Raw genomic sequence first — 26,732 nt, 5'->3', positions numbered from 1 at the left:
TCACGAGGAGGAACGCCGATGGACCCGCGACCGGTGGTGCGCCGAGGCGTACCCGAGGGCGGTGAGGTCAGGGTCGCCGCGCTGTATTGGGAGGCCTTCGGGCGCAAGCTCGGCGCCGCCCTCGACCCGCCCGACAAGGCCCGCGCCTTCATCGCGGCCCACCTCCACCACGACCGGGGCGTCACCGCGCTCGTCGACGGAGAGGTGGCGGGGGTCGCGGGCTACCGGCTCGACGGGCGCGGACTCACCGGCGGCGGCGCTTCGGACGTCCTCGCCGCGTACGGCGCGGTGCGCGGTCTGCCCCGGCTGGCCCTGCTCGCCCTCCTGGAGCGCCGCCCCGCCGCCCGCGAACTCGTCATGGACGGCATCGCCGTCGCCCCCGAGCACCGGGGCACGGGCATCGGCGGGCTGCTCCTGCGCGAGATCGCGGCCGTGGCCGCCGAGGCCGGCTGCCGCCGCGTCCGGCTCGACGTCATCGACGTCAACCCGCGCGCCCGCGCCCTCTACGAGCGGTACGGCTTCGTCGCCGTACGCACCGAGAAGACCCCCTACCTGCGCGGCCTGATGGGCTTCGGCGCCGTCACGACGATGCACAGGACCGTCACGGCGGCCGACGCCCGCCCCGGCCAGGAGGCCCGATGACCAGCCCCGACGCCATGCCGCCCCGCGCGACCGGCGGGAACACCGGCGGGGGTGGCCCGACCGTCCTGACCGGCGGGACCACCCCCGCCGCCCCCTGGAACCCCGTCGCCACCCGCACCCTGGTACACGCCCTCGTCCGCACGGACGGCACCGTCGACGCCGGGGAGCTCTACACCGTCGCCGGGCTCCTCGCCATGTCCGACCAGCAGGTGCGGCTCTGCGTCAAACGGCTCGTCGCGGAGGGCCGGTTCACCCACGAGGGCCGGGGGCGCAAGGCCGTCCTCCGGGCGGTCGCCGATCCCTCCGGTGCGATCGCCCCCGACGTCGGCCACGTCCGCCTCGCCCGCCGCCAGGACCACGGGCTCGCGCCCTGGGACGGAACCTGGCACCTCTTCGCCTTCGCCGTCCCGGAGTCCGCCCGGGCCGCCCGCGACGCACTCCGCGACACCCTGCTCGCGCTCGGCTCGGCCCCGCTCCAGGGCGGTCTGTACGTGGCCGCCAACCCGATCGAGCCGCTCGTCGAGGCCCAGGCCGACCACCTCGGCGTGGCCTCCCAGGTCACCTGCCTCACCAGTACCGACCTGCGGGTCGGCGGGCTCGCGGAGCCGCGGGCGCTGGCGGCCGCCCTCTGGCCCCTGGAGGAGATCGCGGACCGGCACACGCGTCTGGCCGCCTTCGCCCGCTCCTGCCTCGAACGCGTCGAGAGCCCGGAACCCCTGACGGACCCGGAGCGCCTGGCGCTCGCCGTCCAGCTCGCCGCCGCCTTCACGTACGCCATGCGGCCCGACCCCCTGCTGCCGCCCGAGCTGCTCCCCCGGCCGTGGCCCGGGGCCTCGGCGCGGGAGCTCTTCGCCGAGTCCTGGGCGGCGCTGACGGCCCGGCCCGCGTCCGGCCCGGGATCCCCGGATCCCGGGCCGTCCGGCTCCGGTTCACCGTTCCCGCGCCTCTTCGCCCTGTACGAGGACGTCGTCTGACGGCCCAGGGCGAGGCGGCGCCGTCCGCCTGATCGGCGACCTGGAACCGGACCCGGCCCTCGGACCTGGCCCGAACCGGTCACGGAGGACCTCTTGAGGGTCGGCCCGCCGGCGCGCGAGGCGCTCAGCCCGCGAAGCGGGCCATCCACGCCTCGACGTCGGCCGCGGAGCGCGGCAGGCCGTCCGACAGGTTCTCGTGGCCGTCCTCGGTGACGACGAGGTCGTCCTCGATGCGGACACCGATGCCGCGCCACTCCTCGGGCACGGTCAGGTCGTCGGGCTGGAAGTAGAGCCCCGGCTCGACGGTGAGCACCATGCCCGGTTCGAGGACGCCGTCGACGTACTCCTCGGTGCGGGCGTGCGCGCAGTCGTGGACGTCCAGGCCGAGCATGTGCCCGGTGCCGGCCATGGTGAAGCGGCGCTGGAGGCCGAGGGCGTACGCGCGGTCCGCGGGGCCCTCGATGAAGCCCCACTCGACGAGGCGGGCGGCGAGGTGGCGCTGGGAGGCCTCGTGGAAGTCGCGGTACGCGGCGCCCGGCTTGACCGCGGCCATGCCGGCCTCCTGGGCCTCGTACACCGCGTCGTAGACCTGGCGCTGGACGGGCGTGAAGGTGCCGCTGACGGGGAGGGTGCGGGTGACGTCGGCGGTGTAGAGGGAGCGGGTCTCCACGCCGGCGTCGAGCAGGAGGAGGTCGCCGGGGCGGACCGGGCCGTCGTTGTCGGTCCAGTGCATGATCGTGGCGTGCTCGCCGGCGGCGCAGATGGAGCCGTAGCCGACGGCGTTGCCCTCCAGGCGGGCCCGGCGGAAGAACGTGCCCTCGATCCACCGCTCGGACGTGGCGACGGCCCGGGACAGCTCGCCGACGCAGTCGGTGAAGCCGCGGACGGTGGAGTCCACTGCCTTGCGCATCTCGCCGATCTCCCAGGCGTCCTTGACCAGCCGGAGGTCGCTGAGCGTCCCCTCCAGCTCGATGTCGCGCTCCTCGTCGGTGGTGACGGCGGCTTCGAGGGCCGGGTCGACCCCGCGGACGATGCGGGTCGGCACACCGGAGCCGGCGGCCAGGTCCTCGACGGCGGTGCGGACGTCGCGACAGGGCAGGCCGAGGACGGTCTCGGCCTCCGCGAGGGAGCGGCGCCGCCCCATCCACAGCTCGGCCGTGTAGCCGATCCAGAACTCGTCGTTGTCGCGGCTGTCGCGGGGCAGCTGGTAGCAGTAGGCGTCGTGGCCGCCGCCCGCGCGGGGTTCGAGCACGAGGGCGCCGTCGCGCGCCTGGTCGCCGGTGAGGTGCACGTATCCGGTGTAGGGGCGGAACGGGTAGGTGTCGTCGTTGGAGCGGGTCTTGAGGTTGCCGGAGGGGATCACGAGCCGTTCGCCGGGGAAGCGCGCGGAGAGAGCGGCTCGGCGGTGGGCCGCGTACGGGGCCTGCTCGTCGGGTTCGAGACCGTGCCGCTCCGTGTCCGCCCACCCCGACCGCATCAGGGTGGAGAGCTCCTCGGAGGGGTTGTCGTAGAGGCCGTTCTTGCGACCCTTCGCCACGTCCTGCACCTTCTTCCTGCTGGGTTTCCTCGCCTGCCGTGGACCGGCGGCCCCCGGAAGGTACTGCGTCCGGCGCGCGCCGGTTGCCGGATACCGCCACTGGCACGGATCGGCCAGAAGGTGCGGCGCGGGGCCCGATAATCGGTGCATGGCGAACGAGAAGCTGGGCGAGGCCCTCCGGTTCCTGGGGATCGGACCCGAGGCCGTCCTGGTCTACCGGAGGCTCCTGGAGCTGGGGCCCGCGCCGCTGAGCGCGGTCGGTGCGGCGGCGGGTCTGGAGGGCGTGGAGCTCGCGGCGGCCTACGGCGAACTGGTCGACTCCGGCCTCGCGAGCGGGGCCGGGCAAGGACCGGACCTGGCGGCGCCGGTGCCGCCCGCCGCCGGCCTGGAGATCCTCGGGCGGCGCCGGGCCGCCGAGCTCGACGCGTCCCGCCTCACCGTCGGGAGCGCCTTCGAGTCGTTCCGGCGGCAGCGGCTCGCCGGATACCACGACCCGCTGGTGGAGATCGTCACCGGCGACGCGATCGGTCCCCGGATGCGCCAGGCCTGGGCGAGCGCCCGGGAGCAGATCCGGCAGCTCGACTCGCCCCCGTACTTCCCGGTCGAGGGCGCCACGGACGACGCGCTGGCCACGCTCGCGCGCGGGGTGACGCAGCGGGTGGTGTACTCGCGGGAGTCCCTGGAGCACCCGGGGCAGCTGGAGCACTCCATCGAGCCGGTCGTCGAGGCCGGAGAGCAGGCGCGGGTGCTCCCGTCGGTGCCGGTGAAGCTCGTGATCATCGACGACGCGTACGCGTTGGTCTCCCTGTCGATCAAGGAGACGGACGTCTACACCACGATGCTGGTCGTCCAGCCCTGCGGGCTGCTCTCCGCGCTCGTGGCGCTGTTCGAGCAGGCCTGGCAGAACGCGCTGCCCTTCCACGGCCGTTCGGCCCGGCCGGCGGGGCTGCCGCCCGCCGACCGGCGTCTGCTCCGGCTGCTCGCCGCCGGGGCGAGCGACGACGTGATCGCCCGGGAGATCGGGGTCAGCCGTCGCACCCTCTTCCGCCGGGTGCAGGTCCTGATGGCGCGGCTCGGCGCTACGAGCCGGTTCCAGATGGCGTTGCAGGCGCAGCGCTCGGGGTGGCTGTGAGCGGGCCGGGGATGGTCGGGGTGGCGGTGCGGGTGAGCCGCTGCCACAGGTAGGTGTGGACGAGCGCGCTGTTGTGGGCGGCCTGTTCGTTGTCGCCCGCGCCCGCGTGGCCCCCGCCGGTGTTCTCGTGGAAGAGGACCCGGTGGCCGAGCTCCCGAAGGCGCGCCGCCGTCTTCCGGGCGTGGCCGGGGTGGACGCGGTCGTCCCGGGTGGAGGTCATCAGGAGGACCGGCGGGTACTCCCGGTCCGCCTCGATCCGGTGGTACGGGGAGAGTTCGCGCAGGTGGGGAAGGTCGGCCTCGTCGTCCGGGTCGCCGTACTCGGCGATCCAGGAGGCGCCCGCGAGGAGCTTGTGGAAGCGGGTCATGTCGAGGAGCGGCACCTGGGCGACGATCGCGCCGAACAGCTCCGGGTGACGGGTGAGCATCGCGCCCATCAGCAGGCCGCCGTTGCTGCCTCCCTGCGCGCCCAGCATGGCCGGGGTGGTGATGCCGCGGGCGACGAGGTCCTCGGCGACGGCGGCGAAGTCCTCGAAGGCCCGGGGCCGTTCGGCGCCGAGCGCGGCCTGGTGCCAGTCGGGGCCGTACTCGCCGCCGCCCCGGATGTTGGCGATCACGTGGGTGCCGCCGCGCTCCAGCCAGGCGCGGCCCGTCACGGCGCCGTAGTACGGGGTGAGGGAGACCTCGAAGCCGCCGTAGCCGTAGAGCAGGGTCGGGCCGGGGCCGCCGGCGGCGTGGTCGGGGCCGACGACGAAGTACGGCACGCGCGTGCCGTCCCGGGAGGTCGCGAAGTGCTGGGCGACCGTGAGCCCGGCGGTGTCGAAGCGGTGCGGGGCCTGCTTGAGCACCTCCGAACCGGCGCCGATCCGGCCGAGCCGGAGGGTGGAGGGCTGGAGGAAGCCGGACACGTCGAGGAAGTACTCGTCGGAGACGTCCGGGTCGGTGTCGACGACGCTGACGGCGGACAACGGCGGTACCCCGACGAGCGGTTCGCGCGTCCATCCGCCGCCTTCCACGGGGGTGAGGACCTCGATGTGGGTGCTGACGTCCCGCATCGTCTCCAGGACGAGGTGGTTGCGGGTCCAGGTGTGCCCGGCGAGGGCGGTCCGCCGGTCGGGCGTGAACAGCACCTCGGGGGTGCGGTCGCCGGCCAGGAAGGCGTCGAAGTCGAAGGCGAGAAGGGAACCGGACGGCTGCCCGAGCCACTCGGACTTCGGGGTGACGATCAGGTACCGCCGGTGCGCGTAGGCGACGGCGTCCTCGGGGACGTCGATCCGTACGAGGGTGCCGTCGGGCCGCAGGAGGTGGGTCTCGCCGCGGAAGAAGTCCAGCGAGCGGCCGACGAACTCGCGCTCGAAGCCGGGTGTGGTGTCCCGGTACCCCCAGGCGGAGACGTCCTCCGGCGCGGCCTCGAAGACGGGTTCGGCGTCCTCGACGGGCGTGCCGCGCCGCCAGCGCAGGACGGTGCGGGGATAGCCGGAGTCGGTCAGCGAGCCGGGGCCGAGGTCCGTGCCGACGAGGACGGCGTCCGGTCCGGCCCAGCCGATCCGGGTCTTCGCCTCGGGCAGCCGGAAGCCGTCGTCGACGAACTCCCTGGTGCCGAGGTCGAACTCGCGGACCACGACGGCGTCCCCGCCGTCGCGGGAGAGCCGGACGAGGGCCCGGTCGTACTCCGGCCGCCGGACGCGCGCCCCGTCCCACACCCACTTCTCGTCCTCGGCGGCGGCCAGCGCGTCGACGTCGAGGAGGACGTCCCACTCGGGCTCGTCCCGCCGGTAGCTCTCCAGGGTCGTGCGCCGCCACACCCCGCGCACGTGCTCGGCGTCACGCCAGAAGTTGTAGAGGTGCGCCCCGCGCCGCACGGTGTACGGGATCCGGTCCGAGGCGTCGAGCACCTCCCGCACGCGCGCCTTCAACGCGTCGAATCCGGCGTCCCCGGCCACCTCTCCGGCGGTCTCGGCGTTCCGCTCGGCGACCCATGCGAGGGCGTCCTCGCCCGAGACGTCCTCGAGCCACAGGTAGGGGTCGTCGTCGCTCACGTTCCGCATGGTTCTACTTCCCGTCCTCGCGCCGCAGTCGTGCCGAAAGGTGGTGCCGGAGGCGGTGGCCGACGGCCGCCATGTCGTGGACGAAGTCGAGCGTGTCGCCGTCCGTCAGGGTGTAGCGGCGGCGGGTCGCCTCGACGTGCTTGGCCGTCGGGGCGAGCGCGACCGTGTGCGTGCCGAGGTCGATCGTGCCGTCCTCCGTCCGGCCGACCAGGATCTCGGCGATGCCGGTGGGCTGGGTGATGAGCGCCTCGATGTCCCCCTCGGGCTTCAGCCGCCACCAGCCGCTCTCCCGCGCCGCCGGCCGCAGCGGCGCGCCGTCCGCGTCGGTCAGCCAGGCGCGCGCCTCGTAGTGGAGGAAGGGGCGGCCGTCGTGGCTGAAGGTGACCTCCTGCGCGTACGTGAACTCCTCGGCGAGCGTCGGGTACGCGCCGCGGCCCCGTCCGGTCCAGGTGCCGAGCAGTCCCGCCACCGGTGCGAGCAGCTCGTGCGGGGCGGGTGCCTCGTCCGGCCGGAGGGCGTCGGGGTACGGGTGCTGCCGGTCGCGGTCGGTCATGGTGCGCGCTCCTGGGTCGAGGCCTGTGCCGGAGGGCAGCTTAGGTCGTCGGCCCTCCGGGCCACGGCCCGCCCGGGTGCGGTTCACCCGGGCGCGGCGCGTGTCGCCGTGACGTTCCCCGGCGCTATCCCCGGCTGCGTACCAGCAGGTAGAGGAAGTACGGGGTGCCGATGACCGCGGTCATCATGCCCGCTCCGAGCTGGGCCGGGGCGATCACCGTGCGGCCCACCAGGTCGGCGGCGCAGACCAGGACGGCGCCGAGGAGGACCGCGACGGGCACCACGCGCGCGTGGTGCCGGCCCACGAGGGCGCGGGCCGCGTGCGGTGCGACGAGTCCCACGAAGCCGATGGCGCCGGCGGCGGCGACGGCGGTGGCGGTGAGCAGCACGGCGAGGGCGAGGAAGCCGAGGCGGGCGCGTGCCAGGCCGAGGCCGAGGAGGCGCGGGGTGTCCTCGTCGAGGGAGACGAGGTCGAGTTCGGTGCGCCGGGCGGCCGCGACGGCAACGCCCCCGACGAGGACCACGGCGAGGGGCACCACGTCGGGCAGGGACCGCCCGTAGGTGGAGCCCGAGAGCCAGGTGAGGGCCTTCGTGGCGTTGAACGGGTCGGTGAGGATGATCAGGAGGCTGATCAGCGCGGCGGCGGCGATGGCGACGCCGATGCCGACGAGGACGAGCCGGTTCTGCTGGAAGCCTCCCCGCGCGGCCAGTCCGAAGACGAGGACGGAGCTGGCGGCGGCGCCCACGAACGCGGCTGCGGCGATGCCCCACGAGCCGGCCAGGGGCACGGTCGTCACGAAGAGGATCGCGCCGAGCGCGGCGCCGCCGGAGACGCCCAGGATGCCGGGTTCGGCGAGCGGGTTGCGGGTGACGGCCTGGACGAGCGTGCCGGCCAGGGCGAGCGCGGCGCCCGCGAGGAGGGCGGCGAGGACGCGGGGCACCCGGGTGTCGAGGACGAAGGTGACGGTCCGGCCGGCCTGTCCCTGGGCCCAGTTGACGACGTCGCCGAGGAGCAGCTTGCTGTCGCCGAGGAGGACGCCGGCGACGGCGACGCCGGCCAGGACGGCCACCAGGACGGCGGTGGTGGTGAGGAAGCGGGTCCGGCTCCTGATGTGGAGACGCTCGGTGGCGGTGGTGCCGGCCGTGTCGCGGACGCGGACTGCCATGACGATCAGGAAGACCGCGCCGACGAGGCTGGTGACCACGCCGGTGGGCACGGCGACCGCCACGTCCGCCGGGACGAGGGTTCGCAGCAGCACGTCGGAGCCGAGCACGAGGGCGGCGCCGACGAGTCCGGCGACGGGCAGGAAGCCCCGGGAGCGGGTGAAGCCGCGGAACCTGCGGGCGAGGGGCCGGACGAGCGCGGGGGCGCACAGACCGACGTAGCCGACGGGTCCGGCGAGGGTGACGGCGGCCGTGGAGAGCAGGGCCGCGAGGACGACGGCGGTGATGCGGGTGGCACGGACGGGGACGCCGAGCCCGCGGGCGGCGTCGTCGCCCAGGGCCAGGGCGTCGACCCGGCGGGCGAGGAGCAGGAGTCCGACGAGGCCGGCGAGGCCGATCGGGGCCATCTGCAGGACGCCGTCGAAGCCGTTCTGGCCGATGCTGCCCTGGTTCCAGTCGTAGAGGCCCTCGGTCTCCGCGGGGAACAGCAGGAGCAGGCCTTCGGTGACGGCGGTGAGGCCGAGGGTGAGGGCGCTGCCCGCGAGGACGAGGCGGACCGTTCCGGCGCCCAGGCCCGAGAGGGAGAGGACGACGGCCGCGGCGGCGAGACCGCCGGCGAACGCGAACGCCGAGGAGGCGAGGAGCGGCAGCGAGAGGCCGAAGGCTGCGGTGAGGCCGAGCGCGAAGTAGGAGCCCGCGTTGACGGCGAGGGTGTCGGGCGAGGCGAGGACGTTGCGGCTGACGGCCTGGAGGGCGGCGCCCGCCATGCCGAGGACGGCCCCGACCAGGAGGCCGGCGGTCATCCTCGGCAGGCGGGAGGCGACGACGACGGACGCGTCGGCCGGATCGGCCTGGCCCGTGAACGCCTTCCACACCTCGGAGGCGCCGACCGCTGCCGTGCCCTGCGTGATGTCCACGAGGGCGAGCGCGGCGACGAGGAGGAGCAGGGCGGCCGTCACCGCGGCCGCGCCGGTCCGGGACGGGGCCGTCTGCGGACGGGTGGCGGGAGTGGTTGCGGTGACGGCCATGGTGCTACTTCGTCAGGGCGGCGACGAGGGAGTCGACGTACTTGCTCATCGACTGGGGGCCGCCGAACATCCAGATGCCGTCGGGCAGGCGGTGCACGTTGCCCTTCTTGACGAACGGCAGGGACGTCCACACCTTGTCCTTGGCGAGGACGCCGGTGAACGGGGTGCTGCCGGCGTCGCCGTCGTTGCCGACGTAGGCGAACTGGACGTCACCGAGCTTGGTGAGGCCCTCGACGTCGGTGGTGCCGAGGCCGTAGGCCGGGTCGCCCTTGACGGTCCAGGCGCTCTTCAGGCCGAGCTTCTCGCTGACCGCGCCGATCAGCGAACCGCTGGTGTAGGGGCGGATCGAGACCTGGTTGGACATGACGTAGCCGTCGGCGAAGGCGTACTTGGTCCCGGCGAGACCGGCGTCGGCGAGCTTCTTCCTGCCCTCGTCGAGCTTCGCCTGGAACTGCTTCTTGAGCTCGTCGGACTTCGCCGTGGTGCCGGTCGCCTCGGCGATGGCGTCCAGGTCCGCGGTCATCCGGCCGATCGGGTCGGCGGCGTCGGCGGCCTTGAGCGTCAGGACCGGCGCGACCTTGCGCAGCTGCTTCACCGCGGCCGGCGGCAGGTCGGTGGTGGCGACGATGAGGTCGGGCTTCAGGGCGGCGACCGTCTCGACGCTGGGCTCGCCGCGGGTGCCGATGTCCTTGGGCTCGTTCTTGAGCGGGACGGCGGTGTCCCAGGTCTTGTAGCCCTTGACGTCGGCGACACCGACCGGGTCGACGCCCAGCGTGATCAGGTGCTCGACGACGTTCCACTCGGTGCCGACGACCTTCTTGGCGGGGCCGTCGAGTTCGACCTTCACGCCCGTGGAGTCGGTGAGGGTGATGCGCTCGGCGGTCTTCTTGGCGTCGTCGGCGGCGGGCTCGGTGGTGCCACAGGCGGACAGGGCGAGAGCCGCGGTGGTGGCGGCCGCCGCGGTGAGGACGATTCGTCTCATGATGTGGTGCTGAGCCTTTCGCTTCGCGAGTGGTGGCGGCCTATCGCACGGGTGCGCAGCCGGCCGGTGAGGGGGTCGTGGTCGACCTCGATGCGGATGCCGTACGTGTCGGTCAGCCGCTCGGGCGTGAGGACGTCCGGCGGGCTGCCGTCGGCGACGACGCGTCCCGCGTCGAGCAGGACGATCCGGTCGGCGACGGCGGCCGCCTGGTCGAGGTCGTGCAGGACGGCGCCCACGGCGATGCCGTGATCGTCCGCCAGGTCGCGCATGAGGTCGAGGAGTTCGACCTGGTAGCGCAGGTCCAGGTAGGTGGTCGGTTCGTCGAGCAGCAGGACACCTGTCTGCTGGGCGAGGCAGCCGGCGAGCCAGACGCGCTGGAGCTGGCCGCCGGAGAGGTGCTCGGCACCTCGCCCCGCCAGTTCCGTGACGCCGGTCATTTCGAGCGCGCGGTCCACCGCGGCCCTGCCGTCCGGGTCGGCCTTGCCCCAGCGGCCCCGGTAGGGGTAGCGGCCGAACTCGACCACGTCGCGCACCGTCAGCCCGCTGGGGGTGGGGCGTCCCTGCGTGAGCAGGGCGACGTGGCGCGAGAACTCACGGGGGCTCAGCGCGAGGCCGTCGGTGGCGCCGTCGAGGACGAGCGCGGCGGCCCGGGGCTGCTGGAGCCGTGCGATCGTGCGCAGCAGCGTCGACTTGCCGCTGCCGTTCGGCCCGACGAGCACGGTCACTTCGCCGGGGCGCAGCGTCATGGAGGCGTCGTGGACGACGTCGACGCCTTCGTACGCCACGGTGACACCCGTGGCCGAGAGTTCATGACCGCGGGGACGGGGAGTCGCGTCGGTCTCTTCACCTGCTTGCACGTCGCAGAGGTTAGCCTAACCTTATCGATAGGCCAAAGGGAGCCCGCGGTCTCGGCCACAAGAAGGAATCCGGCCAACATCGCACCGCGCCGTCGCACACCTCCTCCCGTGCTCCCCCGTCCACGCTCCGAGACACCGTTGACCCCGCGCGTGGCCGCCGCTACGTTCGCGCCATGTTGCGTACAGCCCTGCTCACCACGCGCGGTCACATCGACCTGCTGCGGGTGGCCTCCGCCGCGTGTCGCCGCGGCTGCTGACGCCCTTCACAGCTCCGGCCCCTCCGGCGCGCTGACACCTCATCGGCACCCTGACGCTCCTCCGGTGCCCTGACAGGTCTCGGCTCCCGCGCCGTTCGGCGTGCCGACGCACTCCGGCGTACCGACAGGTCCCGGCGCTCCGACGTGTCCCGGACCCCGGACCCCGCCACCCCCACCGCACTCCGCCCACCGTGTACGCGCACCGCCCCGCGCCCACGGTCGCCGGCGCGCACCCACGCCCTCCGCCCCGGAGTCCACCATGACGGTCGACCACGCCCCACCCCACTCCCCGACCGACCCCTCGCCCCCGCCGGACCTCCCGCCGCCGCCGGACGTCGAGTCCCTCACTCCCGATCGGGCGCCAGGCCGCCGCCCCGCCGTTCCCCGCTGGCTGCGCCGCACCGTCGGACCCGCGCTGCTCCTCGCCCTCTGGCAGGTCTCCAGCGCGACGGGGGTCCTGCCGGCCGACGCGCTGGCCTCGCCCGGGACGATCGCCCGCGCCGCCGGCGAGCTGATCGCCGACGGGACGCTGCCGACCGCGATGGGCGTCTCCCTGCGGCGCGTCGCCGCCGGCCTGCTGCTCGGCGGAGCCGTCGGCATCGCCCTCGCCCTGGTGTCCGGGCTCTCACGGCTCGGTGAGGACCTCGTCGACGCCCCGGTCCAGATGCTGCGGACCGTGCCCTGGGTCGGTCTCATCCCGCTCCTCATCATCTGGCTGGGGATCGGGGAGGCGCCCAAGGTGGCGCTCATCGCGCTGGGCGTCGCCTTCCACCTCTATCTCAACGTGTACGCCGGAATCCGCGGCGTGGACGCGCAACTCGTCGAAGCGGGGCAGTCCCTGGGGCTGGGGCGCTGGGGTCTCGTCCGGCACGTCGTGCTGCCGGGCGCGTTGCCCGGGGCCATGACCGGCCTGCGCTACTCCCTCGCCACGGCCTGGCTCGCGCTGGTCTTCGGCGAGTCCATCAACGCGGACGCCGGCATCGGCTTCCTCATGAACCAGGCGCGGGAGTTCTTCCGCACCGACGTGATCGTCGTCTGCCTGGTCGTCTACGCCTTCCTCGGCCTGCTCGCCGACGCCGTCGTCCGCACTCTCGAAAGGCTGCTGCTGCAATGGCGACCGACCTTCACCGGGCAGTGACCGTCCAGGGTCTCACCCGTTCCTTCGACGGCCGCCCGGTCGTCGACGGGCTCGATCTGACCCTGCGGGCCGGGCAGTTCACGGCGCTCCTCGGCCACAGCGGCTGCGGCAAGTCCACCCTCCTCCGGGTCCTCGCGGGGCTCGACCGGGAGATCTCCGGCACGGTCCTCGTCCCGCGCCGCCGCGCCGTCGCCTTCCAGGCGCCACGACTCATGCCGTGGAAGCGGGTGTGGCGCAACGTCCTGCTCGGGCTGCCCGGGAAGCCGGGCCGGGCGGTCGCCGAGAAGGCCCTGGAGGAGGTCGGGCTCGGCCACCGGTCGGGCGCCTGGCCGAAGACGCTCTCCGGCGGCGAGGCCCAACGGGCCTCCCTCGCACGGGCCCTGGTACGGGACCCGGATCTGCTGCTGCTCGACGAGCCGTTCGGCGCGCTCGACGCGCTGACCCGGATCAAGGCGCAGCGGCTCGTGGCCGAGCTGTGGCAGCGGCGCGGCTGCACGGTCCTGCTCGTGACGCACGACGTCGACGAGGCGCTGCTGCTCGCCGACCGGGCCCTGGTGATGAGGGACGGCGTCATCGCGTACGACACCGCCGTCGACCTGGACCGTCCCCGCCCCCCGGGAGATCCCGCGCTCGCCGCGCTCCGGACCCGCCTGCTCGGCGAACTCGGCGTCAGCGAGAGCGAGTTCGGCGACCGCGCGGCCTGAACCCGGCCGCCGGCCGTTGCCCCCGGCCCCACCCTCCCGTCCTCCCACCCCCTGGAGCGATACCCGTGAAGTCCTTCCGCCTGTCCAGCGCCGCCGCCCTGCTCGTACCGCTGGCGCTCCTCGCCTCCGCCTGCTCCGGCGCCTCCGCCACCGGCCAGGGATCGAACTCCGACGGCAAGGGCTCCCTCGTCCTGAACGTCGGCGACCAGAAGGGCGGCACCGAGGCCCTGCTACGGGCCGCGGGCGAGCTCGACGACCTCCCCTACCGGATCACCTGGTCGACGTTCACCTCCGGACCACCCCTGCTCGAAGCGGTGAACGCGAAAGCCGTCGACATCGGCACCGTCGGCAACACCCCACCCGTCTTCGCCGCCGGAGCCGACTCGAAGATCTCCGTGGTCGCCGCGACCCACAGCGACTCCGCGGGCGAGGCGATCCTCGTCCCGAAGGACTCGCCGCTGCGCACCGCGCGGGACCTGAAGGGCCGGAAGGTCGCCGTCGCCCAGGGCAGTTCCGCCCACTTCCAGCTGATCGCCTCGCTCGCGAAGGCGGGACTGAGGCTCGACGACATCCAGGTCACGCTGCTGCAGCCGGCGGACGCACTGGCCGCGTTCACCAGCGGCAAGGTGGACGCCTGGGCGGTCTGGGACCCGTACACCTCGCAGATCCTGCTCGGCGGCAAGGGCCGGGTCCTCGCCGACGGCCGCGGGGTCGTCAACGGCCTCGGCTTCCAGGTCGCCGCCCCCTCCGCGCTGGCCGACAAGGAGAAGGCCGAGGCCATCGGGGACCTGATCGAGCGGGTGCGGCGCGCCCAGGACTGGGTGTTCGAGCACCCCGAGGCCTGGGCGAAGGTCTGGGCGAAGGAGACCGGACTGCCGTACGAGGTGGCCCTGGCCGCCGTGAAGCGCAGCAACGGGACCCGCATCCCGGTCGCCCTCGACGAGGCGGCGATCGCCTCCGAGCAGAAGATCGCCGACACCTTCGCCGCTCTCGGTCTCATCCCCCGCACGTTCCGCTTCGCCGACTACGTCGACACCCGCTTCAACAAGGACCTGCCGCCGTCGACCACCCCGGCGCGCAGCTACGGAAAGGCCTCCTCATGACCGTCCATCTGCACTGGTTCCTGCCGACCGGCGGCGACGGCCGCACCCTCGTCGACCGGCACGCCTACACGGACGGCGGCATCACCCGCGACCGGACCGTGTCGGGGGTCCGGGCGCCCGACATCGACTATCTGATCCAGATCGCCAAGGCGGCCGAGCAGTTGGGCTTCGAGGCCGTGCTGACCCCGACCGGGACGTGGTGCGAGGACGCCTGGCTGACGACCGTGGCGCTCGCCCAGCACACCGAGCGGCTCAAGTTCCTGGTGGCCTTCCGGCCGGGGGTGATCTCGCCGGTGCTCGCGGCCCAGATGGCGTCCACGTACCAGCGGATCACCCGGGGCCGGCTCCTTCTCAACGTGGTGACCGGCGGCGACTCGGCCGAGCAGCGCCGCTTCGGCGACCATCTCGACCACGACCGGCGGTACGCGCGGACGGCCGAGTTCCTGTCGGTGGTGCGGGGCGCGTGGAGCGGGCGGCCGTTCGACTACGAGGGCGAGCACTTCCGGATCGAGGGCGGACTGACCGCGCTGCCGCCGGACCCGCTGCCCGAGATCTTCTTCGGCGGCTCCTCCGCCGCGGCGGGTCCGGTGGCGGCGGAGCACGCGGACGTCTATCTGACCTGGGGCGAGCCGCCGTGGCAGGTCAAGGAGAAGATCGACTGGATCCGTTCCCTCGCGGAGGAGCGCGGCCGGACGGTCCGCTTCGGGATCCGGCTGCACACGATCTCCCGCGACTCCTCCCGCGAGGCCTGGGCGACCGCCGACCGACTGCTCTCCGACCTCGACCCCGAGACGGTGGCCGCCGCGCAGGCGATGCTCGGCCGGAGCGAGTCGGTCGGCCAGCAGCGGATGCTGGCGCTGCACCAGGGCGGCTCCCTCGGCCGCGACCAGCTGGAGATCTCGCCGAACCTGTGGGCGGGGGTGGGGCTGGTACGGGGTGGGGCCGGTACCGCGCTGGTCGGCAGTCACGCCGATGTCGCGGACCGGATCGAGGAGTACCACGACCTGGGCGTGGAGCACTTCGTCCTGTCCGGTTACCCGCATCTGGAGGAGGCGTACTGGTTCGGCGAGGGCGTCCGGCCGGAGCTGGCCGCGCGCGGCCTGCTGCCGACGGCCCTGCCCTCCCCGCTGCTCGGCGTCCCGGCCGCGAACGGCCGCCCGGCCTCGGCGCCGGGAGGCGCACCGCTGCTCGTGCCCGGCGGGCGGTAGGACGCGGGCCGGTGGGGGCGCGGGCCGGTGGGGGCGCGGGCCGGTGGGGGCGCGGGAAGATCCGCGCCCCCACCCCTGTTGGTAGAACCGTGAACGATTTCGGGGTCGAAACGGTGGTGGGGGTGGAGGCCGTGGCAGCGGACGCGGGGCAGCCCAGGGCGGTGGACGTCGTGGTCGTCGGTGCCGGACAGGCCGGCCTCTCGGCCGCCTTCCATCTGCGCCGGGCCGGCCTGGAGCCGGACCGGGACTTCGTGGTCCTCGACCACGCCCCGCGGGCGGGCGGCGCCTGGCAGTTCCGCTGGCCCTCCCTCACGTACGGCAAGGTCCACGGGATGCACGCGCTGCCCGGCATGGAGCTGACCGGAGCCGACCCCGCCCGCCCCTCATCGGAGGTGATCGGCGCGTACTTCGACACCTACGAGCACACCTTCGACCTGCGGATCCACCGCCCCGTCGACGTCACCGCCGTCCGGGAGGGCGAGGGCGGGCGGCTTCTCGTCGAGACCTCCGAGGGTCCGTACGCCACCCGCGCCCTGGTCAACGCCACCGGCACCTGGGACCGCCCGTTCTGGCCGCGCTACCCCGGCCAGGAGACCTTCCTGGGAAGCCAGCTGCACACCGCCGGCTATCCGGGCCCGGAGGGGTTCGCGGGGAAGCGGGTGCTCGTCGTCGGCGGCGGGGCCTCCGGCGCGCAGCACCTCATGGAGATCGCGGACGTCGCGGCCGACACCTTCTGGGTGACGCGGCGCGAGCCCGTCTTCCGCGAAGGCCCCTTCGGCGAGGCGGAAGGCCGGGCGGCCGTGGCGCTCGTCGAGGAGCGGGTACGGCTCGGGCTCCCTCCCCAGAGCGTCGTCTCGGTCACCGGGCTCCCTCTCAACGACGCGATCCGCGCGGCACGCGAGCGCGGGGTCCTGGACCGGCTGCCGATGTTCGACCGGATCACCCCGACCGGTGTGGCCTGGGACGACGGCCGGACCGTCGACGTGGACGTGATCCTCTGGGCGACGGGCTTCCGGGCGGCCATCGACCATCTGACCCCGCTGCGGCTGCGCGAACCGGGCGGCGGCATCCGGGTCGAGGGGACGCGCGCGGCCCGGGACGAGCGCGTCCACCTCGTCGGGTACGGCCCCTCGGCGTCCACGATCGGCGCCAACCGGGCGGGCCGCGCGGCCGTCTCCGCCATCCGCCGCCTGCTCCGCCGCGACCCGGCCACCCCGACTCCGGCGGCCGCCCCGGTCGTCACGGCGTGAGTCGTCCCCGCACCCGAGGACCCGAGGACCCGGGCTACGGGGCCTCGGGTACGGGGCCTCGGGTACGGGGCCTCGGGTACTGGGCCTCGGGTACTGGGCCTCGGCCTCAGCGCTTCCCGGCACTCCGGTTGGCGTTGAACTCGGCCACGTTCACCTGGTGGGCCGCGTAGTCGGCGGTGAAGCGGGTGTCCCCCGGGGCCACCGTGACGAAGTAGAGCCAGTCGCCGTCCGCCGGGCGGATCACGGCCTCCACCGCCTCTTCCCCCGGATTCCCGATGGGAGTCGGCGGCAGGCCCTTTCGCTCGTACGTGTTGTACGGGCTCCGCAGACGGGTGTCCTCGTACGTGGTGTCGACGGTGCTGCGGCCGAGGGCGTAGTTGAGCGTCGAGTCCATCTGGAGGGCCATGCCCCGGTGGAGCCGGTTGTGGACGACCCGGGCGACCTTCGCCATGTCCTCCGGGTTGTCGGCCTCGGCCTGGACGATGCTGGCCGCGATCACGGTCTGGTGGACGCTCAGCCCGTGCGCCTTCGCCCCCTCGACGACCCGGGCGGTCCCGAAGCGCCTGCCCGCCGTGTCGACCATGAACCGGAGCAGCCCCTCGGGGGTGGTGGCCCGGAGCACGGGGTAGGTCGCGGGGAACAGGTAGCCCTCGGGGTTGCCGCCGGCCTCGGCGGGCAGCGGAAGCGCGGTGCCGGGTGCGGTCGCTGTCCTCCGGGTGGTCCCCTCGGGCAGACCGAGGGCCCGGTCGACGGCCGTGTAGACCTGGCCGGCCCGCCGGCCTTCGGGGACGAGCAGCGTGCGGGGCTGTTCGACGGCCGGTTCGTCCCGGATGAGCAGCAGGGGGACGACGATCGCGACGGCCGCGGCGAGGACGGCTCCGAGCAGGAGCGCGGTCCGGCCGCGGCGGGTGAGCCGGGGGCGGCGGGGCGGCCGGAGCAGGGAGAGGCGGCGGGAACGGCGCGGGGGTGCGTACGGGGACGGCGGCCGGTACGTCATGGCCGCACGCTAACCCCACCTCCGCGTGAATCCCGGGAGCCCGCGCACGCGGCGGCGCCGCCGGCCCCCTGGGACGGGGGGCCGACGGCGCCGGGGCACTGCGATCGTCAGACGAGCCAGCCCAGGAAGTGGAGGACGCCGGCGAGCAGATCGGTGATGACGTTCATGGTGGTGCTTCTCCTCGTACAGGTGCATCGATGTGGGACGACGCGGTCACGGTCTGCAGCCCGTCGATCGCGCACCGCAATCATCCGACGCCGTACGGGAGTTGGGCAACGATTCCCGGCACGATCACACGTTCTGGGGAACAACCGCTCCCACGTTCGCCTGTTCGGTGCCGGCGGCGGCGTCCCCGGCGCCCGTCACGCTCTGGGCGTCCCGCCGGAGCAGGGCCGCGTACCGCCCGTCCCGGGCGAGCAGTTCGTCGTGGGTGCCGCGCTCGGCGATCCGCCCGGCCTCCAGGACGACGATCTGGTCGGCGTCGCGCACGGTGGAGAGCCGGTGGGCGATGGTGAGGGTGGTGCGGCCGGCCGACAGGGCGTCGATGGCCTGCTGCACGGCGTGCTCCGTGCGGGTGTCGAGGGCGCTGGTCGCCTCGTCGAGGATCAGCACGGGCGGGTCGCGCAGGATGGTGCGGGCGATGGCCAGGCGCTGCTTCTCGCCGCCCGAGAAGCGGTGGCCGCGCTCGCCGACCAGGGTGTCGTACCCGTCGGGGAGCGAGGCGATGTGGTCGTGGATCTGGGCGGCGCGGGCCGCGGCCTCGATCTCCTCGTCGGTGGCGTCCGGCTTGGCGAAGCGGAGGTTGTCGGCGACGGAGGCGTGGAAGAGGTACGTCTCCTGGGAGACGACGCCGACCGCGCGGGCGAGGGTGTCGAAGTCCAGGTCGCGCACGTCGACCCCGTCGAGGGTGACGCGGCCGCCGGTCACGTCGTACAGCCGGGGCACGAGGTAGCTGAGGGTGGACTTGCCGGAACCGGTGGGGCCGACGACGGCCAGGCTGCCCCCGGCGGGGACCGTCAGGTCGACGGAGTCCAGGGTCGGGCGGCCCGGCGCCTCGGGGTCGTAGCGGAACTCGACCTTCTCGAAGACGACCTCGCCGCGGACCTCGGGGAGCCGGACGGGCTCGGCGGGCTCGGTGATGTCGACGGGCAGGTCGAGGTACTCGAAGATGCGCTGGAAGAGCGCGAGGGACGTCTGCATCTGCACGCCGGTGGAGAGCAGACTGACGGCGGGCCGGAAGAGGCCCTGCTGGAGCGAGACGAAGGCGACGAGCGTGCCGAGGGAGATCGCGGCCCCGCCCGCGCCGAGGGCGATGCCGGCGGCCCAGTAGATCAGGGCGGGCATGGCGGCCATGACGATGCCGATGGTGGACATCCGCCACCGTCCGGCCATGGAGGAGCGCACTTCGAGGTCGACGAGGCGCTCGGACTCCTCGGCGAAGGACCTGGTCAGCGAGTCGGAGCGGCCCATGGTGCGGCCGAGCAGGATGCCGCTGACCGAGAGGGACTCCGTGACGGTCGCGGCCATGGCGGCCATCTGCTTCTGGCGCTGGGTGGTGATCCGCTTGCGCTCGTTGCCGACGCGCCGGCTGATCCAGACGAAGACCGGCAGCAGGAGCAGCGAGACGAGGGTGAGGCGCCAGTCGAGGGCGAGCATGGCGGCGACGGTCGCGACGACGGCGGTGAGGTTGGAGACGAGCGAGGTGGCCGTGGAGGTCACGGTCGCCTGCATGCCGCCGATGTCGTTGGCGATGCGGGACTGGACCTCGCCGGTGCGGGTGCGGGTGAAGAAGGCGAGGGGCATCCGCTGGAGCTGCTCGTACACCCCGGTGCGCAGGTCGTGCATGACGCGCTGGCCGACGGTGGTGGAGATCAGGGTCTGGAGCACGCCGAAGACGCTGGTCAGGACGGCGGTGGCGATCATGCCGAGGGCGAGCAGGCTGAGCAGCCCGGTGCGGCCCTGCGGGATGGCGGTGTCCAGGATCTCCCTGAGCAGGAAGGGGGAGGCGACCGTGACGAGCGAGGCGGCGCCGACCAGGAGGCCGACGAGCACCAGGCGGGCGCGGTAGGGGCGGAAGAGTCGCAGGATGCGCCGCACCTGCGCGGGCTCCTTCGGCTGGCCGGGGTCGCGTGGTGGGGGCGTCCAGTCGGACTGGTCGGGGGGGCGCATGGGCTCCTTCGAGGGTGCGGAGATGTCGATGAGAGCTTAGCTCATTGTTACCTACACTCACAATGAACTGGGTCCTGATATTGTTCCCGTATGACCACCTCCGCCGTCCCGACCGGATCCGACCGTCCGGGTGGAGCCGACGCCGACGGCCTCCTCGCCGAACAGCTGCTGCGGCTCACCCGGCGCCTGCACCGCATCCAGAAGCGCCACCTGGAGCCGGTCGGGATCACCCCCGCCCAGTCACGCCTGCTGCGCACGGTCGCGCACTTCGGGGAGCCGCCCCGGATGACCGATCTCGCGGCCCGCCTGGAGGTCGTCCCCCGCGCCGTGACCAGTCTCGTCGACGGTCTGGAGGCCGTCGACCGGGTGCGCCGGGTGCCCGATCCGATCAACCGGCGGGTGGTGCGGATCGAGCTGACCGACGCGGGCCGCGCCACGCTGCGGGAGCTGCGCAGCGCGCGCCGGGCGGCCGCGGAGGACATCCTTGCTCCATTGACCGCCGCACAGCGCGAGGTGCTCGGGGGTCTGCTGACCGCCCTGGTCGACCCCGGCCCGGAGGGCGGCTGCTGACCCCTCCGGAGCGCGGACGCGCCGAAGGGGAGCCGTGACATGCCGCTGTTCGAGCCGAACCCGCAGGCCCTTCGCCCCGGCACGAAGCGGACCCCGGCTCCCGACCGCGTGCCGGAGCTCCACGCCCGGGGCACGCCGAGACGGCTGCGCGAGGAGCTGACCGAACTCCTCGGTCCGGGCAAGGTCCTCTCCACCATCTCCGACCTCGTGCGGTACGCCTCGGACGCCAGCCCGTACCGCTTCGTCCCGCAGGTCGTCGTGGTCGCCGAGGACATCGACGACATCTCCGCGATCCTGTCGTACGCGCACGGCAAGGGCCGCGAGGTCGTCTTCCGGGCCGCCGGGACCAGTCTCAACGGACAGGCGCAGGGCGAGGACATCCTGGTCGACGTGCGCCGCCACTGGACGGGCGTCGAGGTCCTGGACGGCGGCGCGCGGGCCAGGATCAGCCCCGGCACCACCGTCGTACGGGCCAATGCCGCGCTCGCCCCGCACGGGCGGGTCCTGGGGCCCGATCCGGCCAGCGCCATCGCCTGCACGATCGGTGGGGTCGTCGCCAACAACGCCTCGGGGATGACGGCCGGGACGACCCGGAACTCGTACCGGACCGTCTCCTCGCTCACCTTCGTCCTGCCGAGCGGCACCGTGGTCGACACCGCCGACCCGGACGCCGACGAGGAGCTGGCGCACGCCGAGCCGAGACTGTGCGCGGAGCTGATGGCGCTCAAGGCGGAGATCGAGGCGGACACCGGGCTGACCGACCGGATCCGCGCCAAGTACGCCATCAAGAACACCAACGGCTACCGGCTCGACGCCTTCCTCGACGGCGACACGCCGGTCCGTATCCTGCGCGGGCTGATGGTCGGCTCCGAGGGCACCTTCGGGTTCATCTCCGAGGTCGTCTTCGACACGCTGCCGCTCGACCGCCAGGTGTCCACGGCCCTGCTCTTCTTCCCCTCCCTGCCGGCGGCCGCGGCCGCCGTGCCCCGGTTCAACGAGGCCGGGGCGCTGGCCGTCGAACTGATGGACGGCAACACGCTGCGGGCCTCGGTGAGCGTGGCCGGCGTGCCCGCCGACTGGGCGGAGCTGCCCAGGGAGACGGCGGCGCTCCTGGTCGAGTTCCGGGCACCGGACGCGGCGGCCCTCCACGCGTACGAGCGGGCGGCGGACGAGGTGCTCGCCGGGCTCGACCTGGTGGCCCCGGTGGCCTCCGTGGAGAACACGTTCACCCGCGACCCGAAGCGGATCTCCGGCTACTGGAAGGCCCGCAAGGCCTTCGTGACGGCGGTCGGCGGCACCCGCCCCTCGGGTACGACCCTGATCACCGAGGACTTCGCGGTGCCCCCGGCCCGGCTCGCCGAGGCCTGCGCCGACCTGCTCGACCTCCAGGCGCGGCACGGCTTCGACGCGGCCGTGGCCGGCCACGCGGCCCACGGCAACCTCCACTTCCTCCTCGCCTTCGACGCGGCCGACCCCCGGGACGTCGAGCGGTACGCGGGCTTCATGGACGAGTTCTGCAAGCTGACCGTGGAGCGCTTCGACGGCTCGCTGAAGGCGGAGCACGCCACCGGCCGCAACATCGCGCCCTTCCTGGAGCTGGAGTGGGGCACGAAGGCGACCGACCTGATGTGGCGGACCAAGGAGGCCATCGACCCCGACGGGGTGCTCGCCCCCCGGATCGTCCTGGACCGCGACCCGCACGCCCATCTGCGGGGCCTCAAGACGATCCCGGCCGTGGAGCGGATCGCCGACCCGTGCATCGAGTGCGGATTCTGCGAACCGACCTGTCCCAGCCACGATCTGACGACCACTCCGCGCCAGCGGATCGTGCTGCGCCGGGAGATGATGCGGCAGAACGACGGCTCCCCCGTCGAGACGCGCCTCCTGGAGTCGTACGGCTACGACGCCGTCGACACGTGCGCCGGCGACTCCACCTGCAAGCTGGCCTGCCCGGTCGGCATCGACACGGGCGCGCTGATGAAGGAGTTCCGGCACCAGCGGCACACCGCGCGCGAGGAGCGGGTCGCCGCGCTCGCCGCGAAGAACTTCCGGGCGGCGGAGGCCTCCGCCCGCCTCGCGGTCGCCGCCGCCGACAAGATCGGCGACCGGGTCCTGGAGTCGGTGACGGGCCTGGCCCGCCGGGCGGTCAGCACCGACCTCGTACCGGAGTGGCTGCCGCAGATCCCGGGGGCGGCGGCGCGGCGGCTGCCCCGCACCCACCGTCCGGCGGCGGTCGCCGTCTACTACCCGGCCTGTGTGAACCGCATCTTCGGCAACCCGGACGGCACCCGCGGCCCCTCGCTCCCGGAGGCCGTGGTCGCGGTGTCGGCGCGGGCGGGGAAGCCGGTGTGGATCCCGGACGACGTGGCCGGGACGTGCTGCGCGACGATCTGGCACTCCAAGGGGTACGAGCGGGGCAACGAGGTGATGGCGAACCGGATCGTCGGGAAGGCCTGGGGGTGGACGGCGGGCGGGACGCTGCCGCTGGTGGTGGACGCCTCCTCGTGCACGCTCGGCATCGCGCACGAGGTGGTGCCGTACCTGACGGAGGAGAACCGGGCGCTCCACGCCGAGCTGCGGGTGATCGACTCGCTGGTGTGGGCGGCGGACGAGCTGCTCCCCCGGCTCGACGTGCGCCGCCGGGTCGGCTCCGCCGTGGTCCATCCGACGTGCTCGATGCGGCATCTGGGCGACGCGGAGAAGCTGACGGAGCTGGCCCGCGCCTGTGCGGAGGAGGTCGTCGTCCCCGCCGACGCCGGCTGCTGCGCCTTCGCCGGAGACCGGGGGATGCTGCACCCGGAGCTGACGGCCTCGGCGACCGCCCGGGAGGCGGCCGAGGTGACGGCCCGGACCTTCGACGCGCACTTCTCGGCCAATCGGATGTGCGAGATCGGGATGGACCGGGCGACCGGCCGGAGCTACGGGTCGGTGCTCCTCGCCCTGGAACACGCGACGCGCCCCTGATCGGTCGTCACACCCGGGGTCACACCCGGCCGGAGGCCCCTCACCCCGTGTGGTGAGGGGCCTTTCGCCTGTTCGGGTGATGGTCGGCGCCCGGTGGGGCCCGGTGCGAGATCCGGAACAGTAAAGTCCAACCACCCATGACGAGAGTCCTGTCGGCGCCCTTGCGGACCGCCGGTCGCCGGGGCCAGGGTCCTGTGCGGGATTCATGAAACAGCCGTGCACGCAGCTCCGGGAGGTTCCATGAACGAGCAGACACCGCACACCCCGAGCCGTCGCAAGGTCCTCAGGACCACGGCGGCCGCGGCCGGGACGGGCATCGGTATCGGCGCCCTCGGCAGCCTGGACGCCCAGGCCGCCACCGCCGCCGTCCCGGCGGCGGCACCCGAGTCGGCCACCGCCGGGACGCCGTCCGACGCCACGACCGCCCGCAGGCGCCTCGGGCCCACCATGGCCGGGGTCCCCTTCCCCGGCCGCTCCACCGTCCGCGTCGCCCTCGTCGGCCTGGGCAACCGCGGGAACGGCATGATCGGGCTCTATCTCGCACTGCCCTGGGTGCGGGTGGTCGCCGTGTGCGACCCGGTGCGCGACAAGGCCGAGCGGGCCTCGGCGAAGGTCGTCGCCGCCGGACAGCCCGCCCCCGCCGTCTACACCAAGGGCGAGGAGGACTACAAGAACCTCTGCGCCCGCTCCGACGTCGACTTCGTGCACGTGGCCACCCCCTGGGACAGCCACTACGCGATCGCCCGCGCGGCGATGCTGGCCGGCAAGCACGTCGGCGTGGAGTGTCCGGTCGCGATGACGCTCGACGAACTGTGGGGGCTCGTCGACGTCTCGGAGCAGACCCGCCGCCACTGCATACAGCTGGAGAACTGCTGCTACGGCCGGAACGAGATGCGGGTGCTGCGGATGGCGCACGCCGGCAAGTTCGGCACGCTCCTGCACGGCGCGGGGGCGTACAACCACGACCTGCGCGCGCTGATGTTCTCGCCCACGTACTACGAGGGCCCCTGGCGCCGGCTCTGGCACACCAGGCTGCGGGGCGACCTCTACCCGAACCACGGCTTCGGGCCCGTCGCCAACTACATGGACATCAACCGGGGCGACCGGGCGGTGAGCATCAGCAGCTTCGGCACACCGGCCCTCGGCCTCGCCGAGTACCGCGAGGAGAACATGCCGGCCGGCGACCCGAGCTTCAAGGAGACGTACATCGGGAGCGACCGGACGATCAGCCTGGTCCAGACGGCCAAGGGCCGGGTGATCCGCCTGGAGCACGACGTCTCCACCCCGCACCCGTACAGCAGGGTCAACAGCCTGGGCGGGACCCGCGGCGTCTTCGAGGACTATCCGGCCCGGGTCTACATCGAGCCGGACCACAAGGACGACCAGTGGGGCGACTTCGCCGCGTACGCGGGCGAGTTCGACCACTGGCTCTGGAAGGAGCACGCCAACCCGCCGGGCGGCCACGGCGGCATGGACTACATCATGGTCTACCGCCTGATGCAGTGCATGCGGCTCGGTCTGCCGCCGGACTTCGACGTGTACGACGCCGCCACCTGGACGGCGCCGGTGCCGCTCAGCCACGCCTCGATCAGGGCGAAGGGCGCGCCGCAGGAGATCCCCGACTTCACGCGGGGCGAGTGGCGCAAGGCCCGTTCGGGCGTGGACTCGGTGAAGCCCGCCTGAGGCCGCGTGGTGCCCGGCCCTCTCCGCGACGACGGACGGGGGCCGGGCACCACGGTGCTCAGCAGCGCCGCAGGTCCCGGGTGACGGTGCCCTGAACGGTCGTCAGGCTCCGGTCGTGGCAGCCGTCGGAGCCGTACAGCCGGTAGCGCTCGTGCGTGGTGCCGACCGCGTGCCGCTGGTCGCGCGGGACGCCGGTGGTGTACGTCGCGTCCCCGGTGTACGTGTCGTCGAGCCGCGACCAGGAGAGGCGCCGTCCGTCGCGCAGGACGCTCGTGTCGGCGCGGTCCCCGAGGGTGAGGACCGTGCGCAGCCGGTCGCCCGCGCCGATCGTCGTCTCGCCGTCCATGGTGTACGTCCGGTCGGCGCGGGTGACCGTCCGGCCGCTGGTCACGGTCTCCCGGTCGGTCCAGCGCGCGGTGAACGCGTCCGGGTTCTCGCCCTCGCCCCAGCGGTGGACGGAGGTGTGGGCGACGGTCCGGTCGACGGTGGTGACGACCCGGCCGCGCGAGGTGTTCAGATGCCCGGCGACGGTGAGCCGGTGGCCGGCGTCCGTGTCGAGCCGGTGGAGGGTGTCCGCGGTGCCCGCCGTGTACACGGAGGAGTTGCGCGGGGCGGTCTCCTCGTGGCGGTCGAGGCCGCCGGTGACGACCCTGCTGCCCTCGTCCTGCCAGAGCAGCACGTTGGTGGGGGTGGACCAGCCCGTCTGGCCGGCCGGGACCCCGGCGACGGTGACCTCCACGCGGTGGGCGCGGCCGTCGTTGAGGAGGGCCGCGAAGGGGGTCAGGTCGTAGACGATCGGCTGGACGTCGAAGGCGCGCGGCGCGGGGGTGACGTACCAGAGGAAGGGGTTGGACCAGCCGCCGGTCCAGACGGTGGGGAAGGGGGCGGCGATGCCGGCGAGGCGTCCGTCGACGGAGACCCGGACCTCCCGGTGCGGGCCGTCGCCGGCCTGGCAGGAGTAGGGCGCGGCGTCGGGGACGGAGAGGTACCAGTACTCCTCGCAGCCGCCGCCGGAGCCGGTGGCGTACACCTCGGCGAGGACGCGTTCGGTGTTGCGCGGGGTGGTGAGGGTGGTGCCGGTGAGCGGGAGGACCCGGTCGGGGGTTCCGGCGGCCGGCTTCACGCGTCCCTGGGGGGTGTGGAAGGTGAGGGTGACGCGGACGTCGAGGACGCCGGTGTAGGTCTCGTTCACGACGTTGCCGATGAGCATCTCGACGGGGCCGGGCCGGCTGAGGGTGTCGCGGTAGCGGGTGACGTCCTTCTCGACCGACCAGGTGATGCCGTCGGGCGAGGGCTGCGGGGTGGAGGTGCGGAGGATCTCGACGCCCCCGACGCTGAGGTGGCCGAGGCGGTCGTACTGGCGGCCCTTCACGCTGCCTTCGAGGCGGAGGACGACCTTGTTCCAGCGGGTGCCGCACTCCTTCGGCGGGGTGTAGTTCCCCTGGTAGGGGGTGAAGTCGCGGAACCGGGCGGCGGCGAGGGTGACCTCGCAGCTGCGGGTGCCGGGGGTCTCGACGGGCGGGGCGGCGGTGACCGGGTCGTGCCAGTCGGTGGTGAACTCGGCGGGCGGGGTGGGACCGTTCGGGCCCTCGGCGCCGGCCGGGTGGGCGGTGAGGAGCGCGCCCGCGGCGAGGACCAGACCGCTGAGCATGCTCATGATCTTGAGTGATCTCATGGGGCGGAAGTGAAGCGCGGTCAGCCCCGTGCGGTCCAGAGGACGATGATCGGATATGGCGCGATCTGTTCCCTCGTGGGGAAAATCGATTGCCGCTCC

21 protein-coding genes are annotated in these 26,732 nt (G+C 73.7%); 12 read left to right on the top strand and 9 right to left on the bottom strand.

Annotated elements, in window-relative coordinates; all coding sequences use genetic code 11:
- The first annotated feature begins 18 nt into the window (after positions 1–18).
- Positions 19–642: a GNAT family N-acetyltransferase gene (locus ACRRSS_RS12985; protein ID WP_435971353.1), complete on the top strand. Its 624-nt coding sequence runs from the start codon at positions 19–21 to the stop codon at positions 640–642.
- Entirely contained in the window at positions 639–1,616 is a 978-nt protein-coding gene (locus ACRRSS_RS12980) for a PaaX family transcriptional regulator C-terminal domain-containing protein (RefSeq protein WP_435971352.1), read from the top strand. The genes ACRRSS_RS12985 and ACRRSS_RS12980 overlap by 4 nt, the downstream gene beginning before the upstream one ends.
- 124 nt (positions 1,617–1,740) lie before the next feature.
- Here ACRRSS_RS12980 and ACRRSS_RS12975 read toward each other — a convergent pair whose 3' ends face one another.
- Positions 1,741–3,153 carry an aminopeptidase P family protein gene (locus ACRRSS_RS12975; RefSeq protein WP_435971351.1) on the bottom strand — a complete coding sequence of 471 codons (1,413 nt, stop codon included), beginning with the start codon at positions 3,151–3,153 and terminating at the stop codon, positions 1,741–1,743.
- Positions 3,154–3,301: 148 nt separating this feature from the next.
- Here ACRRSS_RS12975 and ACRRSS_RS12970 point away from each other — a divergent pair, with 148 nt between their 5' ends.
- Positions 3,302–4,285, top strand: a complete 984-nt coding sequence (locus ACRRSS_RS12970; protein WP_435971350.1) for a LuxR family transcriptional regulator — start codon at positions 3,302–3,304, stop codon at positions 4,283–4,285.
- Here the strand turns inward: ACRRSS_RS12970 and ACRRSS_RS12965 are convergent.
- The 5 genes from ACRRSS_RS12965 to ACRRSS_RS12945 all read right to left on the bottom strand — a co-directional run bounded on the left by ACRRSS_RS12965 (position 4,233) and on the right by ACRRSS_RS12945 (position 10,915).
- A complete protein-coding gene (locus ACRRSS_RS12965) occupies positions 4,233–6,332 on the bottom strand; it encodes a prolyl oligopeptidase family serine peptidase (RefSeq protein ID WP_435971349.1) in 2,100 nt (699 codons plus the stop codon). The two genes, ACRRSS_RS12970 and ACRRSS_RS12965, sit on opposite strands and share 53 nt — an antisense overlap.
- Before the next feature lie 4 nt (positions 6,333–6,336).
- A complete protein-coding gene (locus ACRRSS_RS12960; RefSeq protein WP_435971348.1) occupies positions 6,337–6,885 on the bottom strand; it encodes an FABP family protein in 549 nt (182 codons plus the stop codon).
- Between the two features lie 124 nt (positions 6,886–7,009).
- Complete coding sequence (locus ACRRSS_RS12955) at positions 7,010–9,076, bottom strand: iron ABC transporter permease (RefSeq protein ID WP_435971347.1); 2,067 nt, start codon at positions 9,074–9,076, stop codon at positions 7,010–7,012.
- A gap of 4 nt (positions 9,077–9,080) precedes the next feature.
- Positions 9,081–10,058, bottom strand: a complete 978-nt coding sequence (locus ACRRSS_RS12950; RefSeq protein ID WP_435971346.1) for an ABC transporter substrate-binding protein — start codon at positions 10,056–10,058, stop codon at positions 9,081–9,083.
- Complete coding sequence (locus ACRRSS_RS12945) at positions 10,055–10,915, bottom strand: ABC transporter ATP-binding protein (RefSeq protein WP_435971345.1); 861 nt, start codon at positions 10,913–10,915, stop codon at positions 10,055–10,057. Before ACRRSS_RS12945 ends, ACRRSS_RS12950 begins: the two co-directional genes overlap by 4 nt.
- Before the next feature lie 173 nt (positions 10,916–11,088).
- Here ACRRSS_RS12945 and ACRRSS_RS12940 point away from each other — a divergent pair, with 173 nt between their 5' ends.
- From ACRRSS_RS12940 to ACRRSS_RS12915, 6 genes are all read left to right on the top strand, one after another.
- Positions 11,089–11,172: a putative leader peptide gene (locus ACRRSS_RS12940; RefSeq protein WP_351816447.1), complete on the top strand. Its 84-nt coding sequence runs from the start codon at positions 11,089–11,091 to the stop codon at positions 11,170–11,172.
- Positions 11,173–11,431: 259 nt separating this feature from the next.
- Positions 11,432–12,310, top strand: coding sequence for an ABC transporter permease (locus tag ACRRSS_RS12935; protein WP_435971344.1), 879 nt, complete (start codon positions 11,432–11,434; stop codon positions 12,308–12,310).
- Positions 12,283–13,014, top strand: a complete 732-nt coding sequence (locus ACRRSS_RS12930) for an ABC transporter ATP-binding protein (RefSeq protein ID WP_435971343.1) — start codon at positions 12,283–12,285, stop codon at positions 13,012–13,014. Before ACRRSS_RS12935 ends, ACRRSS_RS12930 begins: the two co-directional genes overlap by 28 nt.
- Before the next feature lie 65 nt (positions 13,015–13,079).
- On the top strand, positions 13,080–14,117 hold the full coding sequence (locus ACRRSS_RS12925) for an ABC transporter substrate-binding protein (RefSeq protein WP_435971342.1): 1,038 nt from the start codon (positions 13,080–13,082) through the stop codon (positions 14,115–14,117).
- Positions 14,114–15,325: an LLM class flavin-dependent oxidoreductase gene (locus tag ACRRSS_RS12920; RefSeq protein WP_435971341.1), complete on the top strand. Its 1,212-nt coding sequence runs from the start codon at positions 14,114–14,116 to the stop codon at positions 15,323–15,325. The genes ACRRSS_RS12925 and ACRRSS_RS12920 overlap by 4 nt, the downstream gene beginning before the upstream one ends.
- Before the next feature lie 131 nt (positions 15,326–15,456).
- Complete coding sequence (locus ACRRSS_RS12915; protein ID WP_435975315.1) at positions 15,457–16,575, top strand: NAD(P)-binding domain-containing protein; 1,119 nt, start codon at positions 15,457–15,459, stop codon at positions 16,573–16,575.
- Between the two features lie 106 nt (positions 16,576–16,681).
- Here the strand turns inward: ACRRSS_RS12915 and mltG are convergent, their stop codons facing one another.
- Both mltG and ACRRSS_RS12905 read right to left on the bottom strand, forming a co-directional pair.
- On the bottom strand, positions 16,682–17,572 hold the full coding sequence (gene mltG, locus ACRRSS_RS12910; protein ID WP_435971340.1) for an endolytic transglycosylase MltG: 891 nt from the start codon (positions 17,570–17,572) through the stop codon (positions 16,682–16,684).
- Between the two features lie 291 nt (positions 17,573–17,863).
- Positions 17,864–19,741 (bottom strand): ABC transporter ATP-binding protein, encoded by a 1,878-nt coding sequence (locus tag ACRRSS_RS12905; RefSeq protein WP_435971339.1) that lies wholly within the window; start codon positions 19,739–19,741, stop codon positions 17,864–17,866.
- A 90-nt stretch (positions 19,742–19,831) separates the two neighbouring features.
- On the opposite strand from ACRRSS_RS12905, the gene ACRRSS_RS12900 reads away from it, so the two are divergent.
- From ACRRSS_RS12900 to ACRRSS_RS12890, 3 genes are all read left to right on the top strand, one after another.
- Positions 19,832–20,311 carry a MarR family winged helix-turn-helix transcriptional regulator gene (locus ACRRSS_RS12900; RefSeq protein WP_435971338.1) on the top strand — a complete coding sequence of 160 codons (480 nt, stop codon included), beginning with the start codon at positions 19,832–19,834 and terminating at the stop codon, positions 20,309–20,311.
- A gap of 39 nt (positions 20,312–20,350) precedes the next feature.
- Complete coding sequence (locus tag ACRRSS_RS12895; protein WP_435971337.1) at positions 20,351–23,275, top strand: FAD-binding and (Fe-S)-binding domain-containing protein; 2,925 nt, start codon at positions 20,351–20,353, stop codon at positions 23,273–23,275.
- Between the two features lie 240 nt (positions 23,276–23,515).
- On the top strand, positions 23,516–24,958 hold the full coding sequence (locus ACRRSS_RS12890) for a Gfo/Idh/MocA family protein (protein WP_435971336.1): 1,443 nt from the start codon (positions 23,516–23,518) through the stop codon (positions 24,956–24,958).
- 58 nt (positions 24,959–25,016) lie between these two features.
- On the opposite strand, the gene ACRRSS_RS12885 is transcribed toward ACRRSS_RS12890, so the two are convergent.
- Complete coding sequence (locus ACRRSS_RS12885) at positions 25,017–26,633, bottom strand: peptide-N4-asparagine amidase (protein ID WP_435971335.1); 1,617 nt, start codon at positions 26,631–26,633, stop codon at positions 25,017–25,019.
- Positions 26,634–26,732 lie beyond the last annotated feature (99 nt).

This window comes from Streptomyces sp. Qhu_M48 (genome assembly GCF_051305195.1).
Lineage (GTDB): Bacteria > Actinomycetota > Actinomycetes > Streptomycetales > Streptomycetaceae > Streptomyces.
Note: the sequence above shows the minus strand (reverse complement) of the source record. Positions and strands in the feature narration are given on the sequence as shown.

What these genes read in the sequence shown, in the direction of transcription:
- ACRRSS_RS12985 (WP_435971353.1), top strand. Translation starts at nt 19, where the DNA reads ATGGACCCGCGACCGGTGGTGCGCCGAGGCGTACCCGAGGGCGGTGAG.
- ACRRSS_RS12980 (WP_435971352.1), top strand. Translation starts at nt 639, where the DNA reads ATGACCAGCCCCGACGCCATGCCGCCCCGCGCGACCGGCGGGAACACC.
- ACRRSS_RS12970 (WP_435971350.1), top strand. Translation starts at nt 3,302, where the DNA reads ATGGCGAACGAGAAGCTGGGCGAGGCCCTCCGGTTCCTGGGGATCGGA.
- ACRRSS_RS12965 (WP_435971349.1), bottom strand. Translation starts at nt 6,332, where the DNA reads ATGCGGAACGTGAGCGACGACGACCCCTACCTGTGGCTCGAGGACGTC.
- ACRRSS_RS12960 (WP_435971348.1), bottom strand. Translation starts at nt 6,885, where the DNA reads ATGACCGACCGCGACCGGCAGCACCCGTACCCCGACGCCCTCCGGCCG.
- ACRRSS_RS12955 (WP_435971347.1), bottom strand. Translation starts at nt 9,076, where the DNA reads ATGGCCGTCACCGCAACCACTCCCGCCACCCGTCCGCAGACGGCCCCG.
- ACRRSS_RS12950 (WP_435971346.1), bottom strand. Translation starts at nt 10,058, where the DNA reads ATGAGACGAATCGTCCTCACCGCGGCGGCCGCCACCACCGCGGCTCTC.
- ACRRSS_RS12940 (WP_351816447.1), top strand. Translation starts at nt 11,089, where the DNA reads ATGTTGCGTACAGCCCTGCTCACCACGCGCGGTCACATCGACCTGCTG.
- ACRRSS_RS12935 (WP_435971344.1), top strand. Translation starts at nt 11,432, where the DNA reads ATGACGGTCGACCACGCCCCACCCCACTCCCCGACCGACCCCTCGCCC.
- ACRRSS_RS12930 (WP_435971343.1), top strand. Translation starts at nt 12,283, where the DNA reads ATGGCGACCGACCTTCACCGGGCAGTGACCGTCCAGGGTCTCACCCGT.
- ACRRSS_RS12920 (WP_435971341.1), top strand. Translation starts at nt 14,114, where the DNA reads ATGACCGTCCATCTGCACTGGTTCCTGCCGACCGGCGGCGACGGCCGC.
- mltG (WP_435971340.1), bottom strand. Translation starts at nt 17,572, where the DNA reads ATGACGTACCGGCCGCCGTCCCCGTACGCACCCCCGCGCCGTTCCCGC.
- ACRRSS_RS12905 (WP_435971339.1), bottom strand. Translation starts at nt 19,741, where the DNA reads ATGCGCCCCCCCGACCAGTCCGACTGGACGCCCCCACCACGCGACCCC.
- ACRRSS_RS12900 (WP_435971338.1), top strand. Translation starts at nt 19,832, where the DNA reads ATGACCACCTCCGCCGTCCCGACCGGATCCGACCGTCCGGGTGGAGCC.
- ACRRSS_RS12895 (WP_435971337.1), top strand. Translation starts at nt 20,351, where the DNA reads ATGCCGCTGTTCGAGCCGAACCCGCAGGCCCTTCGCCCCGGCACGAAG.
- ACRRSS_RS12890 (WP_435971336.1), top strand. Translation starts at nt 23,516, where the DNA reads ATGAACGAGCAGACACCGCACACCCCGAGCCGTCGCAAGGTCCTCAGG.
- ACRRSS_RS12885 (WP_435971335.1), bottom strand. Translation starts at nt 26,633, where the DNA reads ATGAGATCACTCAAGATCATGAGCATGCTCAGCGGTCTGGTCCTCGCC.